General features: G+C 32.9%; 25 protein-coding genes. All 25 read right to left on the bottom strand.

Annotated elements, in window-relative coordinates; all coding sequences use genetic code 11:
• Window positions 1-37 precede the first annotated feature (37 nt).
• Entirely contained in the window at window positions 38-364 is a 327-nt protein-coding gene (locus tag BLV79_RS00360) for a hypothetical protein (protein ID WP_074714887.1), read from the bottom strand.
• 14 nt (window positions 365-378) lie between these two features.
• Window positions 379-1,977, bottom strand: a complete 1,599-nt coding sequence (locus tag BLV79_RS00355; RefSeq protein WP_074714885.1) for a DUF342 domain-containing protein — start codon at window positions 1,975-1,977, stop codon at window positions 379-381.
• A gap of 69 nt (window positions 1,978-2,046) precedes the next feature.
• The gene (locus tag BLV79_RS00350; protein ID WP_074715343.1) at window positions 2,047-2,808 is read right to left on the bottom strand and encodes a FliA/WhiG family RNA polymerase sigma factor; all 762 of its coding nucleotides are present in this window, start codon (window positions 2,806-2,808) and stop codon (window positions 2,047-2,049) included.
• 49 nt (window positions 2,809-2,857) lie between these two features.
• Window positions 2,858-3,178, bottom strand: a complete 321-nt coding sequence (locus BLV79_RS00345; protein ID WP_074714882.1) for a hypothetical protein — start codon at window positions 3,176-3,178, stop codon at window positions 2,858-2,860.
• Window positions 3,179-3,212: 34 nt separating this feature from the next.
• The gene (locus BLV79_RS00340; RefSeq protein WP_074714879.1) at window positions 3,213-3,698 is read right to left on the bottom strand and encodes a chemotaxis protein CheD; all 486 of its coding nucleotides are present in this window, start codon (window positions 3,696-3,698) and stop codon (window positions 3,213-3,215) included.
• Between the two features lie 20 nt (window positions 3,699-3,718).
• Entirely contained in the window at window positions 3,719-4,339 is a 621-nt protein-coding gene (locus BLV79_RS00335) for a chemotaxis protein CheC (RefSeq protein WP_074714876.1), read from the bottom strand.
• 39 nt (window positions 4,340-4,378) lie between these two features.
• Window positions 4,379-4,873 carry a chemotaxis protein CheW gene (locus BLV79_RS00330; protein WP_074714873.1) on the bottom strand — a complete coding sequence of 165 codons (495 nt, stop codon included), beginning with the start codon at window positions 4,871-4,873 and terminating at the stop codon, window positions 4,379-4,381.
• A gap of 16 nt (window positions 4,874-4,889) precedes the next feature.
• On the bottom strand, window positions 4,890-7,031 hold the full coding sequence (locus tag BLV79_RS00325) for a chemotaxis protein CheA (protein ID WP_074714871.1): 2,142 nt from the start codon (window positions 7,029-7,031) through the stop codon (window positions 4,890-4,892).
• Window positions 7,032-8,189 (bottom strand): chemotaxis-specific protein-glutamate methyltransferase CheB, encoded by a 1,158-nt coding sequence (cheB, locus tag BLV79_RS00320; RefSeq protein ID WP_074714869.1) that lies wholly within the window; start codon window positions 8,187-8,189, stop codon window positions 7,032-7,034. It abuts the gene before it with no gap.
• 9 nt (window positions 8,190-8,198) lie between these two features.
• Window positions 8,199-8,939: a flagellar brake protein gene (locus tag BLV79_RS00315; RefSeq protein WP_074714867.1), complete on the bottom strand. Its 741-nt coding sequence runs from the start codon at window positions 8,937-8,939 to the stop codon at window positions 8,199-8,201.
• An 83-nt stretch (window positions 8,940-9,022) separates the two neighbouring features.
• Window positions 9,023-9,910, bottom strand: a complete 888-nt coding sequence (locus BLV79_RS00310) for a P-loop NTPase (protein ID WP_074714864.1) — start codon at window positions 9,908-9,910, stop codon at window positions 9,023-9,025.
• A gap of 6 nt (window positions 9,911-9,916) precedes the next feature.
• The gene (flhF, locus tag BLV79_RS00305) at window positions 9,917-11,449 is read right to left on the bottom strand and encodes a flagellar biosynthesis GTPase FlhF (RefSeq protein ID WP_074714861.1); all 1,533 of its coding nucleotides are present in this window, start codon (window positions 11,447-11,449) and stop codon (window positions 9,917-9,919) included.
• The gene (gene flhA / locus BLV79_RS00300) at window positions 11,450-13,492 is read right to left on the bottom strand and encodes a flagellar biosynthesis protein FlhA (RefSeq protein ID WP_074714858.1); all 2,043 of its coding nucleotides are present in this window, start codon (window positions 13,490-13,492) and stop codon (window positions 11,450-11,452) included.
• Window positions 13,493-13,536: 44 nt separating this feature from the next.
• Entirely contained in the window at window positions 13,537-14,739 is a 1,203-nt protein-coding gene (flhB, locus tag BLV79_RS00295; protein WP_242871403.1) for a flagellar biosynthesis protein FlhB, read from the bottom strand.
• Window positions 14,736-15,521 carry a flagellar biosynthetic protein FliR gene (locus BLV79_RS00290; RefSeq protein WP_074714855.1) on the bottom strand — a complete coding sequence of 262 codons (786 nt, stop codon included), beginning with the start codon at window positions 15,519-15,521 and terminating at the stop codon, window positions 14,736-14,738. The genes flhB and BLV79_RS00290 overlap by 4 nt, the downstream gene beginning before the upstream one ends.
• 3 nt (window positions 15,522-15,524) lie before the next feature.
• Window positions 15,525-15,806 (bottom strand): flagellar biosynthesis protein FliQ, encoded by a 282-nt coding sequence (gene fliQ, locus BLV79_RS00285; RefSeq protein WP_074714852.1) that lies wholly within the window; start codon window positions 15,804-15,806, stop codon window positions 15,525-15,527.
• A 93-nt stretch (window positions 15,807-15,899) separates the two neighbouring features.
• Window positions 15,900-16,802, bottom strand: coding sequence for a flagellar type III secretion system pore protein FliP (fliP, locus tag BLV79_RS00280; RefSeq protein WP_074714849.1), 903 nt, complete (start codon window positions 16,800-16,802; stop codon window positions 15,900-15,902).
• A 4-nt stretch (window positions 16,803-16,806) separates the two neighbouring features.
• A complete protein-coding gene (locus BLV79_RS00275; RefSeq protein ID WP_159429305.1) occupies window positions 16,807-17,175 on the bottom strand; it encodes a FliO/MopB family protein in 369 nt (122 codons plus the stop codon).
• Between the two features lie 213 nt (window positions 17,176-17,388).
• On the bottom strand, window positions 17,389-17,751 hold the full coding sequence (locus BLV79_RS00270; protein WP_074714844.1) for a response regulator: 363 nt from the start codon (window positions 17,749-17,751) through the stop codon (window positions 17,389-17,391).
• A 20-nt stretch (window positions 17,752-17,771) separates the two neighbouring features.
• Window positions 17,772-18,929, bottom strand: a complete 1,158-nt coding sequence (fliY, locus tag BLV79_RS00265) for a flagellar motor switch phosphatase FliY (protein WP_074714842.1) — start codon at window positions 18,927-18,929, stop codon at window positions 17,772-17,774.
• A gap of 6 nt (window positions 18,930-18,935) precedes the next feature.
• Window positions 18,936-19,913, bottom strand: coding sequence for a flagellar motor switch protein FliM (gene fliM, locus BLV79_RS00260; RefSeq protein ID WP_074714840.1), 978 nt, complete (start codon window positions 19,911-19,913; stop codon window positions 18,936-18,938).
• A gap of 52 nt (window positions 19,914-19,965) precedes the next feature.
• The gene (locus tag BLV79_RS00255; RefSeq protein WP_074714837.1) at window positions 19,966-20,493 is read right to left on the bottom strand and encodes a flagellar basal body-associated FliL family protein; all 528 of its coding nucleotides are present in this window, start codon (window positions 20,491-20,493) and stop codon (window positions 19,966-19,968) included.
• Between the two features lie 65 nt (window positions 20,494-20,558).
• Entirely contained in the window at window positions 20,559-21,467 is a 909-nt protein-coding gene (locus tag BLV79_RS00250; protein WP_074714834.1) for an OmpA/MotB family protein, read from the bottom strand.
• Window positions 21,467-22,261, bottom strand: coding sequence for a motility protein A (locus BLV79_RS00245; protein ID WP_074714831.1), 795 nt, complete (start codon window positions 22,259-22,261; stop codon window positions 21,467-21,469). Before BLV79_RS00245 ends, BLV79_RS00250 begins: the two co-directional genes overlap by 1 nt.
• A gap of 345 nt (window positions 22,262-22,606) precedes the next feature.
• On the bottom strand, window positions 22,607-24,163 hold the full coding sequence (locus BLV79_RS00240; protein WP_074714828.1) for a flagellar hook protein FlgE: 1,557 nt from the start codon (window positions 24,161-24,163) through the stop codon (window positions 22,607-22,609).
• Between the last annotated feature and the right edge of the window lie 82 nt (window positions 24,164-24,245).

Here is a 24,245-nt window from a genome sequence, read left to right as displayed (position 1 = left end):
CTTTAACTTACTTATGTAGCCACTTCAAAAAAGGCTTCTAAATAGTAATATCAAAATGTGAATTTTTTTCTGTTACTTTTCCAAATTCACCTTCTTCATCTGATTTAGAGCTTGCGTTTTTCTTTTTATTTTTTCTCTTTTTATATTCGTTACTACCCTTGTCTTTTGCATCATATTTTTTGTCTAGCTGATCTGATTTATGTGTCTGTTGAACAGTAGTATATTTCAACTCTTGTTGTTTTGCTACTTCATGTGATATGTTTTGCTGATCTACTAATGGTTTACTCTCTTCATGCTGTTTTAAATGATTCATATCATCAAGTCTTTGAATTACTCCATTAATGGAAACTGGTGTAATAGCCATAATAATTTCCTCCTTTACTCAATACCAGCAATTCGAACCTCACCATCACGTTTTACAAACTTTGAGTGTGCCGTACTGCTTCTAACCGTATATTTTAAATCTGAAATAATAATTATGGTACCTGGTTGAACATCACCTGATACAACAACATATGACTTATCCGCTTCTTTTAATTCTGCCTTTAGTTTTTCTAATTGTTCTTTCATAGGAACAAGTGCTTTTTGTTGTTCTTTATAAATCAAAGCCAATTTTTGCACATAGAGAATCTTGTCCTTTGGAAAATTTTCACCTTTTTTAATTCTTGAACTAAAATTTGTAACAGTTACTTTAATTTTTTCTAATTCTTCCGACTTATCTACTAACTCTTGAGTTAATCTTGACATTTCTTCTCTTTTTTTTGGATCTATTCCAACCATAATCGTTGTAGGAGAACCCATAGATGTGCCTATTCCATTTGCGTCTACATATCTACCTGCTCTTACAACGCCTCCATTTATAATTCCTTTTTTCCCGGCAACTCTAACATCTATTCCAGCTGAAACATCACTATTTAAAATAATATCCGTTTCAATATAGCCTTTTGCTATTACTTTTGCACTTTCTATATATTTTACTATAACGTTTTCGCCTGATTTAATTACACCTTTTCCTTTACCTACAATACCACCTTTTATTATTACTTGTCCCGTGGCTTCAATAAAGGCATCCTCTACCATTCCTTCAATTTCTATATTACCATTTGCCGTAACTGAAAAACCACTTGTTACGTTTCCTTTTATAGTTACACTTCCTGCATATGACAAATTTCCTGTCGAATTATCCACATCTGAAGCGACTTCATATACCTCGGACATTACAACAGCACCCTTATCTAAAGAAATATGTCCTGTAAATTCAGCAATAAGTTTATCTCCTGTTTCATTAAAAGTAACTCCGTTTCCTGCAACAACCGTAGCAGGATTAACTGCTTTAGGGGCCTTTTCTTCTCCTAAAACATTTATACCTGGTTTTCCCTCTTCTTCTTTAATAATTTCTGCAACAACATCGCCTTTTTTAGCCTGGCTGATTGTGTCTAAGTTCTTATAATCTACTGAACCATCTGGCTTTGTTCTTGGTCTGTGACTTGGATTAGTATTAAAAAAATATTTAACCTCTCCATTCTTTCCTTCTTCTAATTCTTTTCCCTTTGCTAAAACAACTTCATTAAAAAACATTTTATTCTGTAATGATAAATCAATTTCATCTTCTAAAATACCATAACAGACTTTACTATTTGATAATGCATCTAACACCATTTTTTTTGTCAGCTTCTTCCCAGATTCTGTTCCTGGGAAAAAAATACATTTTGCACTCATTTTATCAAAAGCAATATCACAATCTACATATTCATCAAAAATTTCTTTTTCTGTTGCTCCTAGTTTTACTAGCTTTTCATCAGTTGCATCATTAACAACACTTGTTAATTCTTTTAAATTATATTCATTTAGATTTTCATGACTCAAAAAGTAAACCACCTGTTGTACATCTACTCTTTTTCCAGCATTCTCTGGTGGTATTACTTTAAGGTATGCAATTTTATCCTGAACAACTATTTCAAATTTTTGATTTTTCATGATTACTTCTCCCATTTTAATTGTTCTATCAAATTAATCCTTTAACAAAATGAATATGCTAACACTTTTCTAAACAATAATATTCAAGTAATCGCCCATTATTTTTTTCATTTTTGCAAGTGCTTTCGTATGAAGCTGAGACACTCTTGATTCTGATACTCCTAGAATTCTACTTATCTCTTTCAAAGTCATTTCCTCATAATAATATAATTCAATAACTTTTCTTTCGTTATCAGTTAAAACTCCTAATGAATCTGATAATTTTTGCTTTAATTCATCTTCTGCAATAACATCTTCTGGTGGTGCAAATTTAGAATTACATCGAGTATCCATCACAAGCTCTGGTCCTGTTTCTTCAAATTCATTTAAAGAAACTACATTAGTCACTTTTAATTGTGACTGCCAAGTATTTAATTCTTTGTCAGTAATACCTAACTCTAATGCTAATTCTTCATCCGTTGCATTTTTACCAGTTCTCATTTCAACTTGTTTGACAGCTTCATCAATCCTTTTTTGACGTTGACGTACCGTCCTTGGAATCCAATCCATCTTTCGAATCTGATCGAGTATGGCACCTCGTATTCTTAAACTTGCATAAGTCTCAAATTTAACATTTTTAGACAAATCAAACTTATCTATGGCATCTATTAATCCAAAAATACCATAGCTTACCAAGTCATCATATTCGACATTATATCCAAGATACATACTCAATCGTCCTGCAACCAACTTTACTAACTGTGCGTATTCAACTATCAACTGCTCTCTTGTCTCTTGAGTTGGATTTTTTGAGTATTCCTGCCATAATTTTTCTTTCTCTACTACCTTCATCATCGCACAACCCCTCATTTTCTATATAGTTTTCTTTATATCTTTTTAACTAATAATCATCATCTTCTTCCAAAGAATCCACATTATCAGCTTCATCCTCATCGTCTTCTCCATACTCCTCGTCGTCTTCATCGTAATCTTCGTCGTCTTCATCCATCTCTTCATCATCTTCTTCATTTTTATCTGAAAAATTATTTAAATTTCTATCCAAAACATATCTTACGCACTCGCCGATGACAAGGAAAACAACTAAAACAATTAACAGTTCTAATGTAAAATCAAAGAGATTCAGATGGTTTATAATTGCAAATATACAATCAATTAAACCTCCTATAAGCATAACAATCGCAGGTATGTATTTAGTATTCATATGTTTACCGCCTTCTTTAAAATCCTCTTACACTTCAAATTGTCTTAAGAGGTTTTCCTACTGCCTTTATAATAAAATCTCCTGTTTCACAATCTAATATTACTGTTCTACCATAATTTAATCCTGTATCTTGTGCAACTAAAGGAATATTCAATTTCTTTAAAGCTTTTTGTGCTGCTAATTCATTTCTTTCCCCAACATTTACTATATTTGAAATACCACTACCACCAAACATTTTAGCTCCACCTGCAATTTTGGCCACCATTCTTCTTGGAGATGCACCTTGTTTTATCATTTGATTATAAAGCTCTACGATTCCTGTATCTCCAAATTTAGCAATATTAGTATTAGTTTTTAACTGTGTACTATCTGGCAGCATATAATGCACTAATCCCCCAACTTTTGCCACAGGATCATACAAAGTCAAGCCAATACATGAACCTAATCCCAACGTAGTAAGAGAGTCTGGAGCTTTTGCAATTTTTAAATCTGCCATACCTACTTTAAGAGTTACTCCCATAAAATATTTGCTCCTTATATTTACAAACTTATGCCTAATGCACCCAAAATCTTATCATATGAGTCTTCATCAGGCATTAAAATAAAATAACCTTCAATCATTACATCATCGCCAAATTCGGTTTCAATAAAAAGTGCATTGTCTCCATACTGACCAAACATAATTGCTGGGACACTTAAAATTGCTGCAGCCATATCAACCGAAATGGATGGAATGGATGGTCCAATAACAAGACCTGTCAATGATGATAGTGCTGATAAATATGAACCAGCGATAATATTACCCACTTCTTTTAAGGCAGATAAATCCATTTCCGTAAAAGGTTCATTATATTCTAAATCTCTCATCATCAATTTGTTTACCAAATAATGAGCAGCTGGCATTTTCATTAAGAACATCATACTTCCCGAAATATCTTCCTGCACTTCTAAAAAAATGCCAACTATAGTCTCATCTTCTGGGCAAATTGCAGATCCAAGTTTCGATGCTTCCATAAGTTCTACTTTAGGAACCCTCATATCAATTTTTTCGCTAATCATGCTCGCAATTGCAGTTGTTGCATTGCCAGCACCTATGTTTCCAAGTTCCTTTAAAACATCAATATACATATTGTTAACATCATCTAAGGAAAAATTTGCCATACTTCCTCCTGTAAAATACTTTCTTTTTAATAAATATTACTAATTTGAATTAGAATTCTCTTTTTCACTTATAATGTCATTTATTTCAAATAATGAAATTAATTCCTCGCCGTTTTTTCCAATTCCATTAATAAAACTCTGCTTAGGTGTACCATGTGATGATCCACCATTGCTGACTTTTTCAATATCATCTTCACTCAATGTGATTACTTCTCTTACTTCATCTACAATAATTCCGAGATTTCCTCTTTCTTCAACTTTTAAAATAATAATTCTCGATTTTCCTGTAAAAACATCTTCTGACAATCCCATCTTTTTTCTTATACTCATAACTGGAACAATCTCACCACGTAAATTAATTATGCCTGCAAAATAATCCTGTGCCATTGGAACTTTTGTAATCTTTTGCATTCTTACTATATTGTCAACATATCCAATATCAATTCCATATTTTTCACTGCCAATTCTAACTACAATATATTGTGTAAGTACTTTTTCAACTTCTTCAAATTCCGCAACATTTGCTTCTGACATATTGTTCACCTCCCGATTACATTAATGTATTTACATCTAATATTAGAGCAACTTCACCATCACCTAAGATTGTTGCACCACTAATTAATTTGTTTGCTTTAATGTAATCACCTAATGATTTGATAACTATTTCTTGCTGTCCCACTAAATTATCTACAACAAGTCCGGCATTATTATCACCACGATTTACAATAACAACTGTTAATACATCGGGATCTTCTTCTCTTGGTTCAATACCAAGTATCTTATCCATTCTAATAATAGGAATAACAGTTCCTCTTAAATTAATAACTTCTCTATTTTCTACATACTTAATATCACCAATTGCAATATCCTCTATGTTAAGAATTGAACCTAATGCAATAGCATATTTATCTCCACGTACTTCAACCAATAGAGCCTGAATAATTGCTAATGTTAAAGGCAACCTAACAGTAAATGTTGAACCCTCTCCAAATTTAGATTCAACCTCTACGTCACCACCTAAGCCTTCGATATTAGACTTAACAACGTCAAGTCCTACACCTCTACCAGAAATATCTGTAATCTTTTTAGCCATTGAGAAACTAGGCATAAATAATAAATTAACTATTTCTTTTTGTGACATAGACTCTGCTTGTTCTGGTGTAACTATACCTCTTTCAATAGCTTTACTCTTTACAGCTTCTGTATCAATACCATTGCCATCATCGCCTACTTTAATAATGACATTATTTCCTTCCTGATAAGCGTTCAAGAAAATATGTCCAGATTCTGGTTTTCCTCTTTCTGCACGAATCTCCTTAGACTCAATACCATGATCAGCTGAATTTCTAAGCAAATGTTGCAAAGGGTCACCAATCTGATCTACTACCGTTCTATCAAGCTCTGTTTCTTCACCAGTCATTGTAAGTTCCATTGGTTTATCTAATTTTCTAGACAAATCACGAATCATTCTTGGATATTTATTAACAACTGATTCAATTGGAACCATTCGAACTTTCATTACTGATTCGTGTAAACTTGTTGTAATTCTTTCAAGATACTCAATCTGTTCATGGAATCCTTGGGAATTAACGCCATTTCCATCCGTATTACTCATTGAAACAATTGAGTTCTTAGCAATAATCAACTCTGAAACCTGATTCATTAATGCATCTAATTTTTCAATATCTACACGTACAGTTCTACTTGCAACCGGTTTAGCAACCTTTGTATTCTTATTATTTGCTGCGCCTGCTTTAGCTGCTGGTGCAGGTGTTGCTGCTGGTGCCGCCGGTGCAGGTGTTGCTGCTGGTGCTGCCGGTGTTTCTTTTTTCTCTTCTTTAGGCTCTTCTTTCTTTTCTTCTTTAGCTTGTGACTGATCTAACATAGCAACATCTGTCACACTAATAGAGGTTATATTCTCAATTTCTGAAACACTAGTTGCTGCTGCTTCAATCTTTTCTAATTCTTCTGATGTTGCAAAAACAAAACTAAAATTCAATTCAAAGTTTTCATCTTCAATCTCTTGTGAACTTGGACGGAACACAAGAATCTGGCCGAATTCTTCAACTGCTTTAAAAACCAAAAATGCACGAGCAGCTTTTAAAAGACAATCTTTTTGAATAGCTACATCTATATAATAAATTTTATGTCCGCTATCTTTAGCCGATTTAATATCATCAATCTCTTTATCTGTTAATTCAAGATTCGGAATATGTACATCTTCTCCACCACTTGCAGCAGGTGCATCATCTTTTTTTGGTGCACTCTCTTCTTTCTTAGGAGCTGATGATTTTGGAGCCTCCCCGTTTGCTTTTGCCAAAAAATCATTTAACTCTTTAATTATATTTTCATTATCTTCAGTACCTTCATCAGAAGTATTTTTTACATTCGCAAGATATCCATCTAACGCATCTAAGCATTCAAATAGCAAGTCAATCATCGCGCTATCAACTTGAATCTTATCACTTCTAACTTCCTGAAAAACATTTTCCATATCATGGGTCAAATGTTGCATTCTTTTAAATCCCATAGTTCCTGCCATACCCTTTAAAGAGTGAGCTGCACGGAAAACTTCATTTATAGTATCCTTATTATCAGGCTCTTGTTCAAGTGTCATAATACAGTCACTTAAAGTCTGTAAATGTTCACTGCTCTCATCAATAAATATTTCAAGATATTGACCTACATCCATTTATTTTACCCCCACATTTTTTGTAATACAATTTGCAACATCATTTAATGGAACTACCTCATCAACAAGTCCCGTTAAAGCAATTGCCCTTGGCATTCCATAAACTACACAAGTTTGTTCGTTTTGTGAAATAATATATACTGGTTTCTTAGATGCTAAAGATGTTATTCCTGCTGTACCGTCTGCACCCATTCCTGTAAGCACAACGCATACAATTTTGTCATAACCTGATGTGATAAGAGAGTCGTACATTACATTGGCACAGGGTTTTAATCCACCAATAGCAGGCATATCGTTAAAAACAATCTTATGTGATGAATCAGAAACCTTCTTTATCTCTAAATGATTACCTCCAGGTGCAATATAAACTACACCTTTTTTTAGGACTTCTCCATTTTCTGCTTCTTTTACACTTACCTTGCTTATCTCATTAAGTCTTTCTGCTAACGATTGTGTGAATCCTTTAGGCATATGCTGAACTATAACAATTGGAGCATCAATTTCACTAGGAATGTAAGGCACTACTCTTTGTAATGCTTTGGGTCCTCCTGTAGAGCACGCTACTGCAATTAATACGTTCTTTGCTCCTTTTGATGGTCTAATTTTTTGATGCCTTTTATCTGATGAAACCTCAACCGGCTTAAACTTCTCGACACATGAATTATCGGATTGTCTCTCTCTTCGTGTGCTACTTGCTTTAGGTGGAAAACTAACAGACTGCTGCGTAAAATCTTTTCGCCTTGTTTTTCCTACACCATCTGACACAATCGAATTATTCAAAATTACGAGCAATCTATTTTTAAAAACATCACCCTTAGCTTCGATAATATTAAGTGGTTTTTCGACAAAATCAATTGCCCCTAATTCTAAAGCTCTTATTGTAATCTGCGATTCCGCTCTTGCTACAGTACTTACAATAATTATTTTGGCTTTAATATTGTCAGCCTTCAACTTTTCTAAAAGCTCAAGTCCAGACATTCTCGGCATATTGACATCTAAAATCACGCCATCATATGTATTGTTTTTTAGTTTTTCATATCCTTCTACTCCGTCTTTGCATGTATCAACTACTTGAAGATTACTATCTGAGTTGATTATATCACACATAACTCTTCTCAGGAGTGCAGAGTCATCAATAACTAAAATTTTTTTTCTCATTCGAGCCACCTATTTTTTCTTTTTGCGTGATCTTCTTTGTTCTTGATACACATATCTAATAATTACATCTCGAATCTTATTATCCTTAAAAATAAATTCAACTCTTTGATTATAAATATCATGATCATTAGAGTTTTTATATGACGCAATAACCTTCGCAACAATATAAAACTCTTTTTCCATTTCACCTGTACAAAGTGCCACGTTAATTAAGATATAATTTTCTCTACCAACTTGTTCCTTTGAAGCAAAACGCAACCCTCCTCCGCTAATATCTACTATGGTTGCTTTTCTTTCCCTTAAACGATCGATTCCATTTTCTCTCATACTGTTAAATATTTCCTCAGCAGAATTCAAGGTACTTTCTTCTTGAGTTAAAAGATAGTAATTCATATCTAGCGTACATGCTAAACGATAGTATTCTCGTCTTTGAATTTTTTTAATTCTAGTTTTTTCTGAAAGGACCATAAAGGACAAGTTCTGTATTTTATATCGGTTAATTATCTCGATTTCACACTTGTATATTCCGCTTTTTGTAAAAAAAGTAAAGACAAACACCACATTAAAAGGGAATAACACAGTTTTTGTTTTCCTAGTTGGAATAGCAACTGCAATATTTCCTTCTTCTGTAATGTCTAATACTTCTGTTTCAAAAAACACTTTTTCTGTTCCATCTTTCTTTTTTACAGGCTGTTTCATAAAAATTTTAACCTTATCGCCTGGATTAACAACATCCTTTAAAAAAGTCATAAATTATCTCCTTAAGCTTGAACCACTACTAAAACTTAAAGTTATGATATTGCCCTATAATCTATTGTTCAAAGAATTTTATCTTATAATTTATTATTCAAAATTTCTGAAAATAGCTGTGATATTCCAAATTTTTTTGTCCTATCTGTTACATCTTCTTTATCAATTAGTTTATTTGCCAATTCTCTAAATGCTTTTGATGATTTAGCATTCGCATTTACTTCAGAAACGATTTTTTGTTGCTTAACGGCTTTTTCTAGTTGAACATCTGCTGGAATCATTCCATAATAGTCTATTTCTTCGTCCAAAAAATTTGTAACAACAGAACTCAATTTAGAAAAGACGCCGTTTCCTTCTTCCTTTGAAACAACTTTATTGGCTATAACGTGAATCTTAGTGTGTCCTTTTATATATCCAGGATTTTTATATAAGGCCTTAAGTAATGAATAAGAATCTGCAATAGAACTTGGATCCGGAGTTGTAACCAAAAGAACTTCTGGGCTAAATTTCAAAAATTCAACCACTTGATTAGAAATTCCAGCTCCTGTATCAATTATTATATAATCTGCCATTTCATTTAAATCTTCAAGAGATTTGACCATATATAAAATCTGGTTTCTACCTAAATTGTTTAATCCAATTATTCCTGATCCTCCCGAGATAAAGCCAATTCCATGAGGTCCAATATTTATAATTTCTCTAATGCTCATTCCTCTATATATCAAATCTGATAAAGTATACTCTGGTTTACTTCCAAACATGACCTCAACATTTGCCAAACCAAAATCTGCGTCAAAAATGATTACTTTTTTCCCTAGTTTCTGTAAAACCACTGCTAAATTTACAGAAATATTTGATTTGCCAACGCCACCTTTTCCACTTGTTACAGCAAGAACACGGGCTACTTTTTTCAACGGAGCATTTTGCTTTTTATGATTTATGGCTTCTCGTAATTGCTGTGCCTGATCCATTTTCGTTTATTTTCCCCCCAATAAATGCTTTACAACTTTTTGAATATCAATTACTGATAAATCTTCTGGTACGTTTTGTCCATAAGCTACATACGATAAATCAGCATTTGCATGCAATTTGATATTTAAAATATTGCCATAGCACGTTGTCTCATCTAATTTAGTAAAAATAATACTATAATCTGATATCTCATGAAAACTATCTGATATCTCCATTAAATCCTTTAATTTTGTTGTTGCACTCAAAACCAGAAATACTTCTCTTTCATATTCCTCATCTAACTGATTAATTAAAATTCTAGTATCATTTTTTTGTTCAATATTTTTATGAGAAAATCCTGCTGTATCAACAAAAATTAAATCATATTCTGACAACTGCAAGACAGCTTCATTCAACTCGTCTACTGAATAAATAATTGATAACGGTGCATCTAGAATATTTGCATAAACTCTTAACTGTTCTGTAGCAGCAATTCTATATGTATCTGCTGTCAAAAATGCTACCTTTTTATTTTTTTCCATCTTATATTTTGAAGCAATTTTTGCAATTGTTGTTGTTTTACCAACCCCTGTTGGCCCAATAAAGAACACAACCTTAGGTGTTTTCCCAGAACACTTAATTGTAGTAGGTGTACCTAATCGAAGAATCAATTTCTGATATACATTAGATAAAATTGTATCTAAACTGATTCCTGGTCTAATAAATTTTTCTACCTCACACAAAATTTGATTGATGTTTTTTTCACTTACTTCATTGCTCAACAAAGTCTTATATAATATCTTAACAAAATTAATTTCTTCTGCAGTAGGAGCTTTATAAAACATCTTTTCTTGTGCAATAGTACCACCTAGTTTTTTTTCAAACATGCTCCCAAGATTTTCTAAGCGATCATCTATCTCGGATGATTCGTTTTTACCATGAATAATTCTTTTTACCGGTTCTTCGGTTCTTACAGAAGGTTTTTTTATGCTTTCAAGAGCAACCTTTTCATTTAGTTGTTCAAATATTGGCTTTTGAACTTTTTCCTTTGCTTCGCTATTTTTATATACAAAATCTTTAACTTCGCCTTCATCTCTTAGCGTACTAAAATCCTTATCAATCTCTTTTTCTTTTTTAAAATTCTTAAACAATCCGCTCTCTGATTCATTGCGATAAACTTTATTTGTATATGTACTATTCAAATTATTAGAATATACCCCATTCTGATATAAATCGTTATCGTAAGAATTATTTGTATCTTTTTCGAAGGAAACTCCAACAGGTTCTTTAATTGGAATTTCAATTTCTTCATCTACTGATAAATCTATACTCTCATGTGTTTTCATCTGATTTTTAAATGGTTTCATATCCTTAATATAATTCTCCTTTTCCTCATCTACTGCCGCTGTTATTTCAATCATCTGACTTTTAAATGCACTTAAAATTCCCTTCGATTTAACTGTCTTTTCATTCATAACAACAACATTTTCTCCTAATTCTTTTTTTGCTTTTTCAAGCGCCTCTTCCCTTGTTTTTCCTTGATATTTATTTATTGTCATTTACGCCGTCACCATCCCCACTGATTGTAGTTCTACACCCGAATCTACTTCATTATATGAAACAACAATCAAATTTTTAAAATAATCTTCTGTTAACTTTTTAAAATACATTCTCACAATAGGTGATGTTATGATAATTGTACTTTTTCCCAAGCTTTCAAGCTTATTCACTTCTTTTTCTACTGCATCCATAATATTTTTTGTGCGCTCAGGATCAAGAGTTATAAAAGCTCCTTGCTCACTTTGTTTAACAGACTGCATAATTTCTTGTTCAATCTTAGGGTCAAGTGTAACGATACTTGTCACTTCATTTGCAGGGAAGTATTTGCTAGAGATAGCTCTCTTTAAGCTTTGTCTTACATATTCCGTTAAAACATCAGTATCTCTAGTTACCGCTGCATGATCAGCTAAGGTCTCAAAAATCGAAAGCAAATCTCTTATTGATATGCCTTCATTAAGCAAATTCTGTAAAACTTTTTGTATTTCTCCTAATCCTAAAAGCTTAGGAGTTAATTCCTCAATTAAAACCGGATTGCTTTCCTTAAGATTCTCTACTAGGTTTTGAACATCTTGTCTAGTCAACAACTCTGCAATATTATTTCTTATAACTTCTGTAAGATGCGTAGCAATTATTGAAGGAGGATCTACAACAGTATAACCTAAACTTTCTGCTCTTTCTCTTTGTCCTTCACTTATCCAGATAGCTGGCAAATGAAAAGAAGGTTCATACGTTGGAATACCTGTAATCTCCTCTTCAACAAAACCTGGATTCATTGCCATATAATGGTCAAACAAAATCTCTCCTTCTGCTAACTGTATTCCCTTTATTTTAATAATATATTGATTTGGATTTAACTGTATGTTATCTCTTAAACGAATGATTGGTACAACAGTTCCTAATTCAAGAGCTATCTGTCGTCTAATCATTACAACACGATCGAGCAAATCTCCTCCTTGATTAATATCAGCAAGAGGGATTATACCGTACCCAAATTCTAGTTCTATTGGGTCTACTTTCAAAAGAGAAACAACATTTTCTGGTTTTCGTATTTCTTCCACTTCGGTTTCAATCTGTTCCACTTCTTCTTCGATTTTTTCTACTCCAAGCATTGAATCAATTTTTTTACCTGTCACTAAGAAAACTGCTCCTAATGCAATAAATAAAACTGTATTAAGTGGTGTAAAAATTCCCAAAAAACACAATACACTTCCGACTAAATATAACACTCGCGGAATTCCAAATAACTGTTTTACCAAAACTCCACTAAAGTCGGCTTCATTTGAACCTTTTGTTACAAGTACACCGGTTGAAAGTGAAATCACAAGAGATGGAATCTGCGAACAAAGTCCATCACCTATAGTTAAAATACCATATTGGAGTAAAGCTTCCTGAAGTCCTAACCCCTGACGAGTTGCTCCCATTGTAGTTCCACCAGCAATATTTATAACCGTAATAATCAAACCTGCAATCGCATCACCTTTTACATACTTAGTTGCACCATCCATAGCTCCAAAAAAGCTAGATTCTTTTTGAATTTTTTCTCTACGTTCTTTAGCTTGTTCATCTGTAATTGCACCTGTATTCAAATCTGCATCAATCGCCATTTGCTTACCAGGCATAGCATCTAATGTAAATCTAGCCGTTACTTCAGCAACACGTTCTGAACCTTTGTTTATAACTACAAATTGAATAATTACGAGCACAATAAAAACAATGGTACCGATAATCATATCGCCGCCACCTACAAAGTTACCAAATGTTCTTACAACATTTCCCGGATCACCTGTAGACAAAATAAGTCTTGTTGAAGAAACATTTAATGAAATTCTAAAAATTGTTGTAAATAACAACAACGTTGGGAAAAACGACATATCTAAAACTTCTTTTACGAAAAGCACATTAAATAAAATAATAAGAGCAATAGAAATATTTATTGCCAACATTACATCTAATAGAATTGATGGAATTGGCACTATAAAGAAGATAATTGCACATAATAAATACACGGCAATTCCAACATCTGACAAATTTATTCTTTTCATGTGCCCGTTACCCCCTCCCGTTTAACTAATTTTCCTATTGTTTTTTATCGGTTATTTTCTCTCTTATGATAAATACTTGCTAAAATTTCAGCAACAGCCTGATAGAGTTCTGGCGGTATTTCCTCATTTATTTCCACATTAGCGTATAGCGTTCTAGCTAATGGCTTGTTTTCAACAATTTCTACATTATTTTCTTTTGCAACTTCTTTAATCTTTTGTGCTAAATAGTTTTCACCTTTTGCTACAACAATTGGAGCTCCTTTTGATTCCTTATCATATGACAATGCAACAGCATAATGTGTAGGGTTTGTAATTACAACATCAGCTTTTGGTACACTTTGCATCATTCTTCTCTGAGATGCTTCTTGCATAACACGTCTTTGTCTACCCTTTGTTTGTGGATCTCCTTCTGTATTCTTAAATTCATCTTTAACTTCTTGCTTACTCATTTTCATATCACGTTTAAATTTTAATTTCTGAAAAATAAAATCACTCAAACCTACTATCAAATAACATATGCTTATTTTTAAACCTGTATTAACAATTATATCTCCAACCAAAGTTAAAGCCTGATTTAACTGCATTTTATATAAAATAAAAATTTTTTCTCTTTCATCTTTTATAGAAAAATAAGCTATCAAAAAAATAAGTCCAATTTTAATTATTGATTTAAACAATTCAAAAAAGGAATCCTTTGAAAGAATTCTTTTAAAACCATTAATTGGATTAAATTTTGATAACTTAGGTTGTAATGTTTTAGGAGCTATTTTCCAGCCTACCTGTACGACACTTAATAAAAAAGTGATCACGAATCCAAAAATAAAAATCGGTAAGACAATATATAACATCTCAATATTTACATCCATAAACATTGACATTACTACTTTTGAAGAAAATTTATTTACTTCTTCATCTGCATACCTTCCTATTCCGCCATAAACAATCTTAAATATATTTAATAAATGTTCTCCTATATACGATAAAAAAAATTTCATAACAAGAAACAATGTAATAAGATCAAAAGCAGCCGTTAATTCCTTACTCTTTGCAACCTTACCTTCTTTTCTTGCATCTTCTAATTTTTTTGCAGTTGCGGGTTCTGTTTTATCTCCACTATCACCTGCAAAAAGCTGTAAATTCAGCTCTAATTTATTATCTATTTTTCTAGTTCTGTCATTATAATACCAGGTAATTTCATTTGATTTAGATTTTTCATTATAATACCTGATAATTTCATTTGTCATCATTTAGATTTCATTCCCTCAACTATTAATTTAATCATTGTTTTCATTTCATCTGTGATAAATTCTGTTACATCTGGCAATAAAAAAACTATTAAAAACATTACCACCAAACCAACTAAAAGTTTCATCTGAATACCAACTGCAAACATGTTCATCTGAGGTGCTACTTTTGCCATAATACCTAAAACACAATTCAAAATCATTATACATGCAAAAAAAGGCAAAAATATTCTAAATCCAATTACACACGACTCACACATATATTTAATCATTGTTTTTAACAAATGATTCCATTGAAACTGTGCTCCCCCCAACGGAATTAATTTGAATGAATCTATAATTGCTCCAACTATATACAAATGCATATTCGATGCAATCATAATCAATGTTATAAAATATAAATATAAATTTCCACTTATTGTAACTTCTGTATTAGTTATTGGATTAAACTCCGTTGCCATCGATAAACCAATATCCATATCTATGACATTGCCCGCAAAAACAACAATAAATGTACAAATATATGCTGCGAATCCCATTAATAGTCCCGTTAAAGTCTCCAATACTATACACGTCGAATAAGATATTACACCAGAGCTCGTGTATTTTCCAGCATCAACTATTGGTGTAAGAAAAATTGTAAGTGCAACTGTAAATCCAATTTTAACCTTATTAGGAACATCTCTTCCACCAATCAAAGGAGCTACTACCAAAAATGATGCAATTCTAACTAGAATCAATATAAACTTTTCTACATCACCTAATGTTACACCATACGTAACCATAAGCTATTTACCTGTTCTTATGTAATAACTAAATTGTGACCATAGATTTATCATAAAATTTGATATAACATTCAAAATCCATGAACCACAAATGAGCATTGTTACAAAAACTGCAATAACTTTTGGCACAAAAGTAAGTGTTTGCTCTTGAATTGATGTAACTGTCTGGAAAATACTGATAATTAAACCTACTATCAAAGAAACTAATAATAAAGGTGCCGAAACCATAATTATTGTAAAAATAGCATCTCTCGCAATATCTAGAATAATTCCTTCTGTAATCATTTTCTCCCCACCTCTTTCTCAGTCAATAAAAACCTCTTTGTCCTAAAAACTTTTCACATATTTAAAACTCTCCATGTGAATAAATCTTTTTTGTCATTGAAACGTTTGTAAAACACCTAAAATAACTAAATTCCATCCATCGGCAAGTACAAATAACAATATTTTAAACGGCAATGATATCGTTGTCGGTGGTAGCATCATCATACCCATAGACATAAGTACCGATGCAACTACCATATCTATTACTATAAATGGCACATATATTAAAAAACCTATTATAAATGCAGTTCTTAATTCGCTTAAAATAAATGCAGGTACAAGTGTTGTAAAAGGAATATCATCATAACTTTTATATGATTTTATGTCTTTACCTGACATTTTTACAAATGCTTTTACATCTTTTGTCTGAGTTTGTCCATACATAAATTCACGTAATGGTTCTTCTGCAATTTCTATAGCCCTCTCTTGAGTTATTTCACCTTTATCTAATGGCTTTATCGCTTGATCATTTATCTTTGTAAACGTTGGAGCCATTATAAAAAAAGTCATAAACAGTGCAAGACCAATCAACACCTGATTAGGAGGTGCGGATTGTGTACCAATAGCTGTTCTCACAAAATGAAGGCAAATAATGATTCTAGTAAACGATGTAAGCATAATTAAAATTGCTGGAGCTAATGATAAAACTGTTAAAACAAGAAGCATTTTTATTGGTGTAGAAAGTGAACCATTATCATTATTATAGTTTATAGACAAACCATTATTATTATCTTTTTTGGCATCAACATCTACTCCCGTATTATCTCCTTTTAATTTGCTAATATCGCTAGAAGAATTATCTATCGCCGAAATTACAAAAGTATTATATTTTTGATAATTGTTTATTTCACCAGCCTTAACTTTTTTGCTATCTAATGTAAAACAAAAAAACAAAAAAGAGACTACTAAAAAAAATACAATTACAACTTTCCTTTTTATTATCCTCATCTTTTTCATAATTTTATTCCTGCTTTTTTGGTATTTTTTCTTTTATTTTTGCTAATATTTCTTGAAATGAATCTTCTGGTTTTGGTATCTCTTTTCTTTCTAAAAATGATAAGTCTGTTAATTCGTCTTTTTTTACTTCTGTTAGATATGTAACATTATCTTTTCCTATTGCTACAACAATATACTTTTCCCCAATTCTGATTAAACAAATAGCTTTATTTGTTCCAATTTTAGTCGCTTCAACCACATCTAAATTACTGTTATGCCCTTGTATTTTTTCATACTTTGCAAGCCATTTTGTAACATAATATGCCATAGCTAATACAATCAAAAAAATCAGCAGGACTCCTATTAATTGAATAAAACTTTCAATTGTACTCATAAACCTCATTCCCTTATATTAAACTCTCATAGTTTTTAAAAATCTTTACTTTCTAACAATACTTAAAAGGGTGATTTCTACAAACTGCTTATATAGTCCATCCTATTATAAACAGCTGTAGTCCCCCTTTTAATCAAATAAACAAACATTCTTTGCACAACACACGCAATAACTTGCGCCTGCCAATTTCGTTTTATATTTAATTTGTTTTTTCTAACCAATAACTTTCTTAACTGCTTCTAATACACGCTCTGGCTGGAAAGGCTTAACGATAAAGTCTTTTGCGCCAGACTGAATTGCCTCTATAACCATTGCCTGCTGTCCCATTGCTGAACACATGATAATACATGCATCTGGATTGCCTTCTCTTATTTTTTTTAGAGCCTGTATACCGTCCATCTCTGGCATCGTAATATCCATGAGTACGAGGTCAGGTTTTGTTTCCTCATATTTTTCTACGGCTTTTGCTCCATTTTCAGCTTCGCCAACGATTGTATATCCATTTTTTGAAAGGATATCTTTAATCATCATTCTCATAAACGCTGCGTCATCACAAATTAATACATTTTTTGCCATAATCTCATATCTCCTGTTCTTTAACTATTTTTGATTGGATTTACGGTATTTATAATTTCTGTAATTCTTACTCCAAAGCTTTCCTCGATTACTACCACTTCGCCCTTTGCAACGTACTTTCCATTTACAAGCACATCTATTGGCTCTCCAGCAATCTTATCTAGCTCAATAATCTTACCTGGACTTAAATCCAAAATCTCTGAAATTGTTTTATTAGTTCTGCCAAGCTCAACTGTTACGTTAAGCGGAACATCCATTATTAAATCAATATTTTCTGGCTGCACCTGTTGAAATTGCCCCCCACTAAAGCTCTGGAATTGAGCTGGTTGAACATTTACAGGTTGCTGATTATAAACCTGTCCCATTGGTTGTCCTCCCATTGGTTGAGAATTCTGTGGAGGTGCTTGCTGTGGTGCTGCAGCAGGTGGTGGAGCAGCTTGAGCTGCCGCTGCAGATTGAGTTTCCTCTTCCATATTAGCGGATACACCTTTACACATCTCTCTTGCAAATTCAAATGGATATAGCTGCATAATCTCACTATCAACCAAATCACCAATCTGCATTCTAAATTTTATTAATACAAACGGATGTGTCAAAAACTCATCAATTGAAGCTTCATCAACATCATCTTGTGGATTGATAAGATCTGCAACCGGTGGACTAATATCAATCATCCTATTTAGCATCGAAGAAAGTGAAGTTGATGCGGCACCCATCATCTGGTTCATAGCCTCACTAATAGCACTTAGATGTAGCTCACCTAGTTCGCCTTCTACATTTAATCCATCTCCACCCATCATCAAATCTGTGATGATTTTAACATCTCGTTCCTTTAAAACAAGAATATTACTTCCATCTAATCCAACTGTATATGCAATTCTAATAAAAACACATGGTCTCTCGTAGTCTTCCTCTATATCGTTCCAAGTAGAATAAGAAACAATAGGTGTTGAAATTTCAACCTTTCTATTTACAAGAGCAAATAGAGTAGTTGCTGCAGAGCCCATACTTATGTTTGAAATTTCTCCTATGGCATCTTTTTCGTCTTCTGTTAAAGTGTTGCCCCCTCCACCTTCAGCAGATGTATCTTCGGGTTCATTACCGCCTTCACTTCCAGAAGAATCGCCGCCGCCATTAATTAATGCATTGATTTCATCTTGGGATAATACTCCGTCCATAAAATACTACTCCTCTCTAACCACTGAAGTGACCCTTACTGCATAGGCATCTCCTGACGCACCAGGTAATGCTGTAAACTTTTTAATAGTCCCAACATAAACGTCTAGTTCGTCATCAACTTTTCGATCTAACCTGACTATATCGCCTGCCTGTAATGTGGCAAAATCAAGTACAGAAAGATTACATTGTCCTAAGATGACTCGCATAGGAATCTGGGCTTTTGAAATTAAAGTTTCAATATCACCTGCATATGTTGTCTCATCGTGATTTTGTATATTTGAAAACCAATACTTGGTATTCAATCTATCCATAATATCTTCAATTGTGATGTAAGGCAAACATATATTCATAAGTCCCTCTACATCTCCTATAGTAATATTAAGTGTTACTATAGCAATCATTTCACTTGGCGAAATGATTTGTGCATATTGAGAATTAGTCTCAATTCTTTCTAATCTTGGATGAATATCCTCTACGTTCTCCCATGGCTCACATAGTAGATTTACACAAACAACTAAAATTCTTTCAATAATCAATAACTCAATTTCTGAAAAATCTCGCTGTTTATCAAGTGGCTCTCCTCTTCCTCCTAGCATTCTATCCACCATCGCATAGCCTAAATTAGAAGCTAATTCTAATATTATACTACCCTGTAATGGTGAAAAATCTACAATTCCTAATAAAACCGGATTCGATAGTGCATTTGCAAATTCAGAATAAGTAACTGCTTCTGAGTTGACAACAGATACCTGAACTGCCTTACGAAGGTATACAGGAAGGTTCGTTGATAATAAGCGACCATAATGTTCAAATATCATCTCAAGTGTTCTCAAATGTTCTTTGGAAAACTTTGATGGTCGCGCGAAATCATAATCTTTTACAGGTTTTTCATCATTTTCCTTTATTTCGTCAACATCAAGTTCTCCAGAACTTAATGCATTTAACAACGAATCTATTTCACTTTGGGATAATACGTCACTCAAATAATCTCACCACCTATTTATAAATTTTGCACTTCTTTCGTATAACCTTCTCTTACTCAGTCTGTACTGTTGAGAAATTAACTCCTATAACAAAATCTTTTCCAAACATATCCTGAATATCTTTTAAAATAGCCTTTTTTACAGCATCTGTATCAGCATTAAACTGTTCAATTGTATATTTGCGAACAATAACATTGATATCATTTAGAATAATTGTACTCTTTTCATCTAAAGCAGTTGGACCATATTTTGTATAGCCTTCACTTGTTTTATCCAATGACAAAGAAATACCTAATACTGCAAAATGACTCTTGCCATCTGATCCTTTTGCCAAATTAATCGTCATAGTAGTCTTATCTCCATCTTTTAATTGATAAGTCTCAACATTTTCAATTGGCACATCAGACACAGATGCCCCACTTCCATTCTTTAACTCTAAATCAATCGCACTACTCACCTGTTCAATTAATTTATTAGCTTTTTGTGTTTCTGGTAAAATTGAAAATACCATAAGACCAGATAATACTACATTTACAAAAACTAAAGCCAATATTATAACTGATATAAGATTCTTCTTCATGTTCTCTACCTCTCGTTGAAAAATTAATATCTTTTATCAATAGTACTTTCGTTAATTTTGCCCAATTACTTAATATCTGAACTCAATGAATTATAAATTTTAAACTCTACACGTCTGTTAAAGGCTCTTCCTTCTGGTGTGCCGTTATCTGCAACTGGCACTGTTTCGCCTCTTCCAGACGATTTAACATTTGCCGGATTTAAATTTGTTTTTGATAAAACATAATCCATAACGCTTAATGCACGATACATCGAAAGCACATTGTTATTTGGATACTTCGCTGATGAAATAGGAACATTATCAGTATGTCCTTCTATATCTATCGTGTTTTGTGTATATAATCCTAATATCTGTGATATTTTATCTAGGATTGGAGCTGCTTCTGCTTTGACATCAGATTTACCTGAATCAAAAAGCAAAGCGCCTTGTACATTTAGTTGTACATATTGTTGATTAAAATCAACTTGAATATTATTTGTCATTCCCGCTTGATCAATAATCTTTTGTATTTCTTCTGCCATTTCTTCTGATTGATCAAGGGCCTGCTGTTTAAATTCCTTTACAGCTGTTTCTTTTTTTTGCTGTGTTTCTGTTTTTGTCGTCGAATTTTTTTCAGGAGTCTCTGTACCAGTGTTATTATTTTCTGTTAATTTTTTTTGCTGAGTCTGATTTTCATTATCTGCTTTTTCTGATGCTTTGGAATTTGCCATCGCATTATAGTAGGTATCAAGAAATTCTAACTGTGCAACACCTCCCGATACCATGTTTCCATTTCCAATACTAGCTCCTCCTGCTGGTAATATACTAAAACTACTTTGCAAAGAAGAGATAACCATTTCAAATTTTGCTGCATCTACACTAGACATTGAGAAAAGTAAAACGAAGAAACATAATAGCAAATTCATAAGATCCGAGAATGTAGCCATCCATGCTGGCGAACCTTTAGGAGCTTCCTCTTCTTTTTTCTTTGCCATTACTCTTCACCTCCACCTCCGCTCGCACCTACACTATCTCTTTGTGAAGGAGCTAAGAATGATTTAAGCTTTTCCTCAATAACTCTTGGGTTCTCACCAGCCTGAATAGAAAGAAGACCTTCTACAGTAACTTCTCGCATAGTAACCTCAAGAGAATCATTTACTTTTAACTTAGACGCTACCGGATTTGTAATCCAGTTAGCAATTAATGAACCATACAATGTTGTAAGCAAAGCTACCGCCATTGAAGGACCAATTGTTGATGAATCTGATAAGTTCTTTAACATGTTTACAAGACCTACTAGTGTACCAATCATACCCCAAGCAGGTCCCATTTCACCCCATTTATCCCAAAATGAAATGGTTGTTTTATGTCTTTCCTGTAAACACATCATATCTGTTTCAAGAATACCACGTACCAATTCTGGATCAGTACCATCAACTACCAACATAATTCCTTTTTTTAAGAAAGGATCTTCGATATTGTTAGCGGCCTCTTCAAGCGCTAATAAGCCTTCTTTTCTTGCTACGTTAGACATGTCAATTATACTTTTTATTATTTCGCCAGGATCTTGTGTATTTTCTTTAAAAATAAGACCCATACCTTTTAAACCATTAATAAAATCCGGTAATTTATTAGCGGCCAGTGTACTCGAAAGAGAACCACCAATTGTGATAATAACAGACGGTACATCAATAAAGTTACCAAATGCGGCCACGCCACCGGAACTAATGATACCGAAAACTACCATTACTAAACCAAGTACAATTCCTGCTAGAGATGCTATATCCAATACTATACACCTTCCATTCCTAAGACAGTCGGGTAGTTTTTTCTAATAATTTTTTGTATTTTTATTACATTTCCTGATACTTTAATTTTACTAGATGCTACCCACTATGTCTATTTATTTTTTGTAAACTTATTATTCTCAGCCAATTAGTCACGCAATTAAACTACATATTATTTTTTGTATCTACGATTAGCTTTAATTCTTTAATGCTTCTGATAGAAATAAAGGGGAATGATTCAAACATCATCCCCCTATTTATTTGTAAGTTAACCAGTCCTAATTGAATAGCCTAAAATAATTTTCACATTATTTTTCGGCTAAATATCAAATCTATTTTAGATTAACTTAACGTTTTAAATTAATTAATTCTTCTAAAAGTGTATCTGATGTTGTAATAACTCTTGAGTTGGCCTGGAAACCTCTTTGAGTAACTATCATATCAGTAAATTGTGCAGATAAATCAACGTTTGACATTTCAATTTGTCCTGATGTCATCTTGGAACCATCTGCATTAATTGCAACACCAATTCCATCAAAATCGCCCGAATTTAATGTTGTTTTGTAACAGTTCTCGCCTATTTTTTCCAAACCTGATGCATTTGCAAATTGTGCTACTGGAATCTGTCCTAAAAGAACTGTATTACCATTGTTATAAGCCCCATATACAAAACCAGACTGATCAATTGTAATACCTGTAAGAGCACCTAATTTCTTACCTGTACCAACACCGGCAGAAGTACCATTTTTTAATGAAAGAGTAGAAACACCTCCATTATTTGAATTTTGCATTGATGAAAAATCTATATTTACATTTGCAAAGTTTCTACCTTCTGCAGCATTAATGTAACCTGCATCATATTGTTTATTACCATTTGCATCTAACTCTGGTACTCCGCTTCCATCAACTTTTAACTTACCTTTTAATTCTAATGTTATAGATTTTACTCTATCCTTTACGTCTTGTCCTTCGACAGTAGTTCTCGCATCTTTACCAGCTGCTCTTACAGCTGCTGCATCAGTTATATCTGCTGTAACCTCAGTCATTCCTGTAAAAGTACCTTTAGAACCATCATACACTAAATATTGTGGTTTAAAGAATTCTCCTAATCTGCTTGTTGCAGGATTTTCTGGATCATACACTGGATTTCCACTATTATCTACAACTGTTTTACCATTTGAATCCTGTATGTCTGTTAAAGCTATATAATAAACACCCTCTGCATCAGTTGCTTTAACAGTAAATTTAGCTGTATATGAATATCCTAAATCATCATAAATTGATAGATTCATTGTATATCCTTTATCAGGATCAGTAACATTTGTATCATTTTTATCTAAGATACCAAGAACATGACCATCAGTTGTTGCTTCTGGAGCAGAGTTTTTGGTATTAGGTGACATTAATTGCAATGGAGAAACAGTATCTTTTAAAATACTAACTTCACCTGTATCTGCATCTACTGTTGTCTGCCATCCTTGTACTGTATAACCTGTTGAACTCATACAAAGGAAACCATTTCCATCAATGTAGAAAGAACCTGCCCTTGTAAAAAATCTATTTTTACCATCAGAAACTATAAAAAAGTTAGTTGTCTGACTATCTGTCAATTTAATATCAAAAGGATCACCTGTTGTTTCTGCTGCACCTGCTGATGTAATATTGATTTTTGTCGAACCTGTTGTTACACCTAAACCTATTTGTTTTGCATTTACACCACCGACTCCATTTGCAGCATCTCCACCAGATGCGCTTGCAGTTGTCTGATACATAATCTCAGTAAATCTAACAGAAGATGCTTTAAAAGCTTCTGTATTAACGTTTGCAATGTTGTTACCTATAACGTCCATTCTTGTCTGATGTGTCTTAAGACCTGACACAGCAGAGTACATTGATCTCATCATAATGCAGTGACCTCCTAATTTCTATCTGGTGCACACTATTCCTTCTATCTTTCGGGAATAAAAAGCTTCCATAAGGTCCAGC

It is taken from the genome of Lachnobacterium bovis DSM 14045 (genome assembly GCF_900107245.1).
Taxonomy (GTDB): Bacteria; Bacillota; Clostridia; order Lachnospirales; family Lachnospiraceae; genus Roseburia; species Roseburia bovis.
The sequence above is the reverse complement of the archived record's forward strand: the minus strand, read 5'-3'. Positions and strand labels throughout refer to the sequence as shown.

What these genes read in the sequence shown, in the direction of transcription:
- fliY (WP_074714842.1), bottom strand. Translation starts at nt 18,929, where the DNA reads ATGGACGGAGTATTATCCCAAGATGAAATCAATGCATTAATTAATGGC.
- BLV79_RS00270 (WP_074714844.1), bottom strand. Translation starts at nt 17,751, where the DNA reads ATGGCAAAAAATGTATTAATTTGTGATGACGCAGCGTTTATGAGAATG.
- BLV79_RS00240 (WP_074714828.1), bottom strand. Translation starts at nt 24,163, where the DNA reads ATGATGAGATCAATGTACTCTGCTGTGTCAGGTCTTAAGACACATCAG.
- fliQ (WP_074714852.1), bottom strand. Translation starts at nt 15,806, where the DNA reads ATGATTACAGAAGGAATTATTCTAGATATTGCGAGAGATGCTATTTTT.
- BLV79_RS00315 (WP_074714867.1), bottom strand. Translation starts at nt 8,939, where the DNA reads ATGACTTTTTTAAAGGATGTTGTTAATCCAGGCGATAAGGTTAAAATT.
- flhA (WP_074714858.1), bottom strand. Translation starts at nt 13,492, where the DNA reads ATGAAAAGAATAAATTTGTCAGATGTTGGAATTGCCGTGTATTTATTA.
- BLV79_RS00360 (WP_074714887.1), bottom strand. Translation starts at nt 364, where the DNA reads ATGGCTATTACACCAGTTTCCATTAATGGAGTAATTCAAAGACTTGAT.
- BLV79_RS00255 (WP_074714837.1), bottom strand. Translation starts at nt 20,493, where the DNA reads ATGAAGAAGAATCTTATATCAGTTATAATATTGGCTTTAGTTTTTGTA.
- BLV79_RS00330 (WP_074714873.1), bottom strand. Translation starts at nt 4,873, where the DNA reads ATGTCAGAAGCAAATGTTGCGGAATTTGAAGAAGTTGAAAAAGTACTT.
- BLV79_RS00310 (WP_074714864.1), bottom strand. Translation starts at nt 9,910, where the DNA reads ATGGATCAGGCACAGCAATTACGAGAAGCCATAAATCATAAAAAGCAA.
- BLV79_RS00350 (WP_074715343.1), bottom strand. Translation starts at nt 2,808, where the DNA reads ATGAAGGTAGTAGAGAAAGAAAAATTATGGCAGGAATACTCAAAAAAT.
- BLV79_RS00290 (WP_074714855.1), bottom strand. Translation starts at nt 15,521, where the DNA reads ATGGTTACGTATGGTGTAACATTAGGTGATGTAGAAAAGTTTATATTG.
- flhB (WP_242871403.1), bottom strand. Translation starts at nt 14,739, where the DNA reads ATGATGACAAATGAAATTATCAGGTATTATAATGAAAAATCTAAATCA.
- BLV79_RS00355 (WP_074714885.1), bottom strand. Translation starts at nt 1,977, where the DNA reads ATGAAAAATCAAAAATTTGAAATAGTTGTTCAGGATAAAATTGCATAC.
- cheB (WP_074714869.1), bottom strand. Translation starts at nt 8,189, where the DNA reads ATGAGAAAAAAAATTTTAGTTATTGATGACTCTGCACTCCTGAGAAGA.
- BLV79_RS00275 (WP_159429305.1), bottom strand. Translation starts at nt 17,175, where the DNA reads ATGAGTACAATTGAAAGTTTTATTCAATTAATAGGAGTCCTGCTGATT.
- fliP (WP_074714849.1), bottom strand. Translation starts at nt 16,802, where the DNA reads ATGAAAAAGATGAGGATAATAAAAAGGAAAGTTGTAATTGTATTTTTT.
- BLV79_RS00345 (WP_074714882.1), bottom strand. Translation starts at nt 3,178, where the DNA reads ATGAATACTAAATACATACCTGCGATTGTTATGCTTATAGGAGGTTTA.
- BLV79_RS00335 (WP_074714876.1), bottom strand. Translation starts at nt 4,339, where the DNA reads ATGGCAAATTTTTCCTTAGATGATGTTAACAATATGTATATTGATGTT.
- BLV79_RS00340 (WP_074714879.1), bottom strand. Translation starts at nt 3,698, where the DNA reads ATGGGAGTAACTCTTAAAGTAGGTATGGCAGATTTAAAAATTGCAAAA.
- BLV79_RS00250 (WP_074714834.1), bottom strand. Translation starts at nt 21,467, where the DNA reads ATGGCAAAGAAAAAAGAAGAGGAAGCTCCTAAAGGTTCGCCAGCATGG.
- BLV79_RS00325 (WP_074714871.1), bottom strand. Translation starts at nt 7,031, where the DNA reads ATGGATGTAGGTCAATATCTTGAAATATTTATTGATGAGAGCAGTGAA.
- flhF (WP_074714861.1), bottom strand. Translation starts at nt 11,449, where the DNA reads ATGACAATAAATAAATATCAAGGAAAAACAAGGGAAGAGGCGCTTGAA.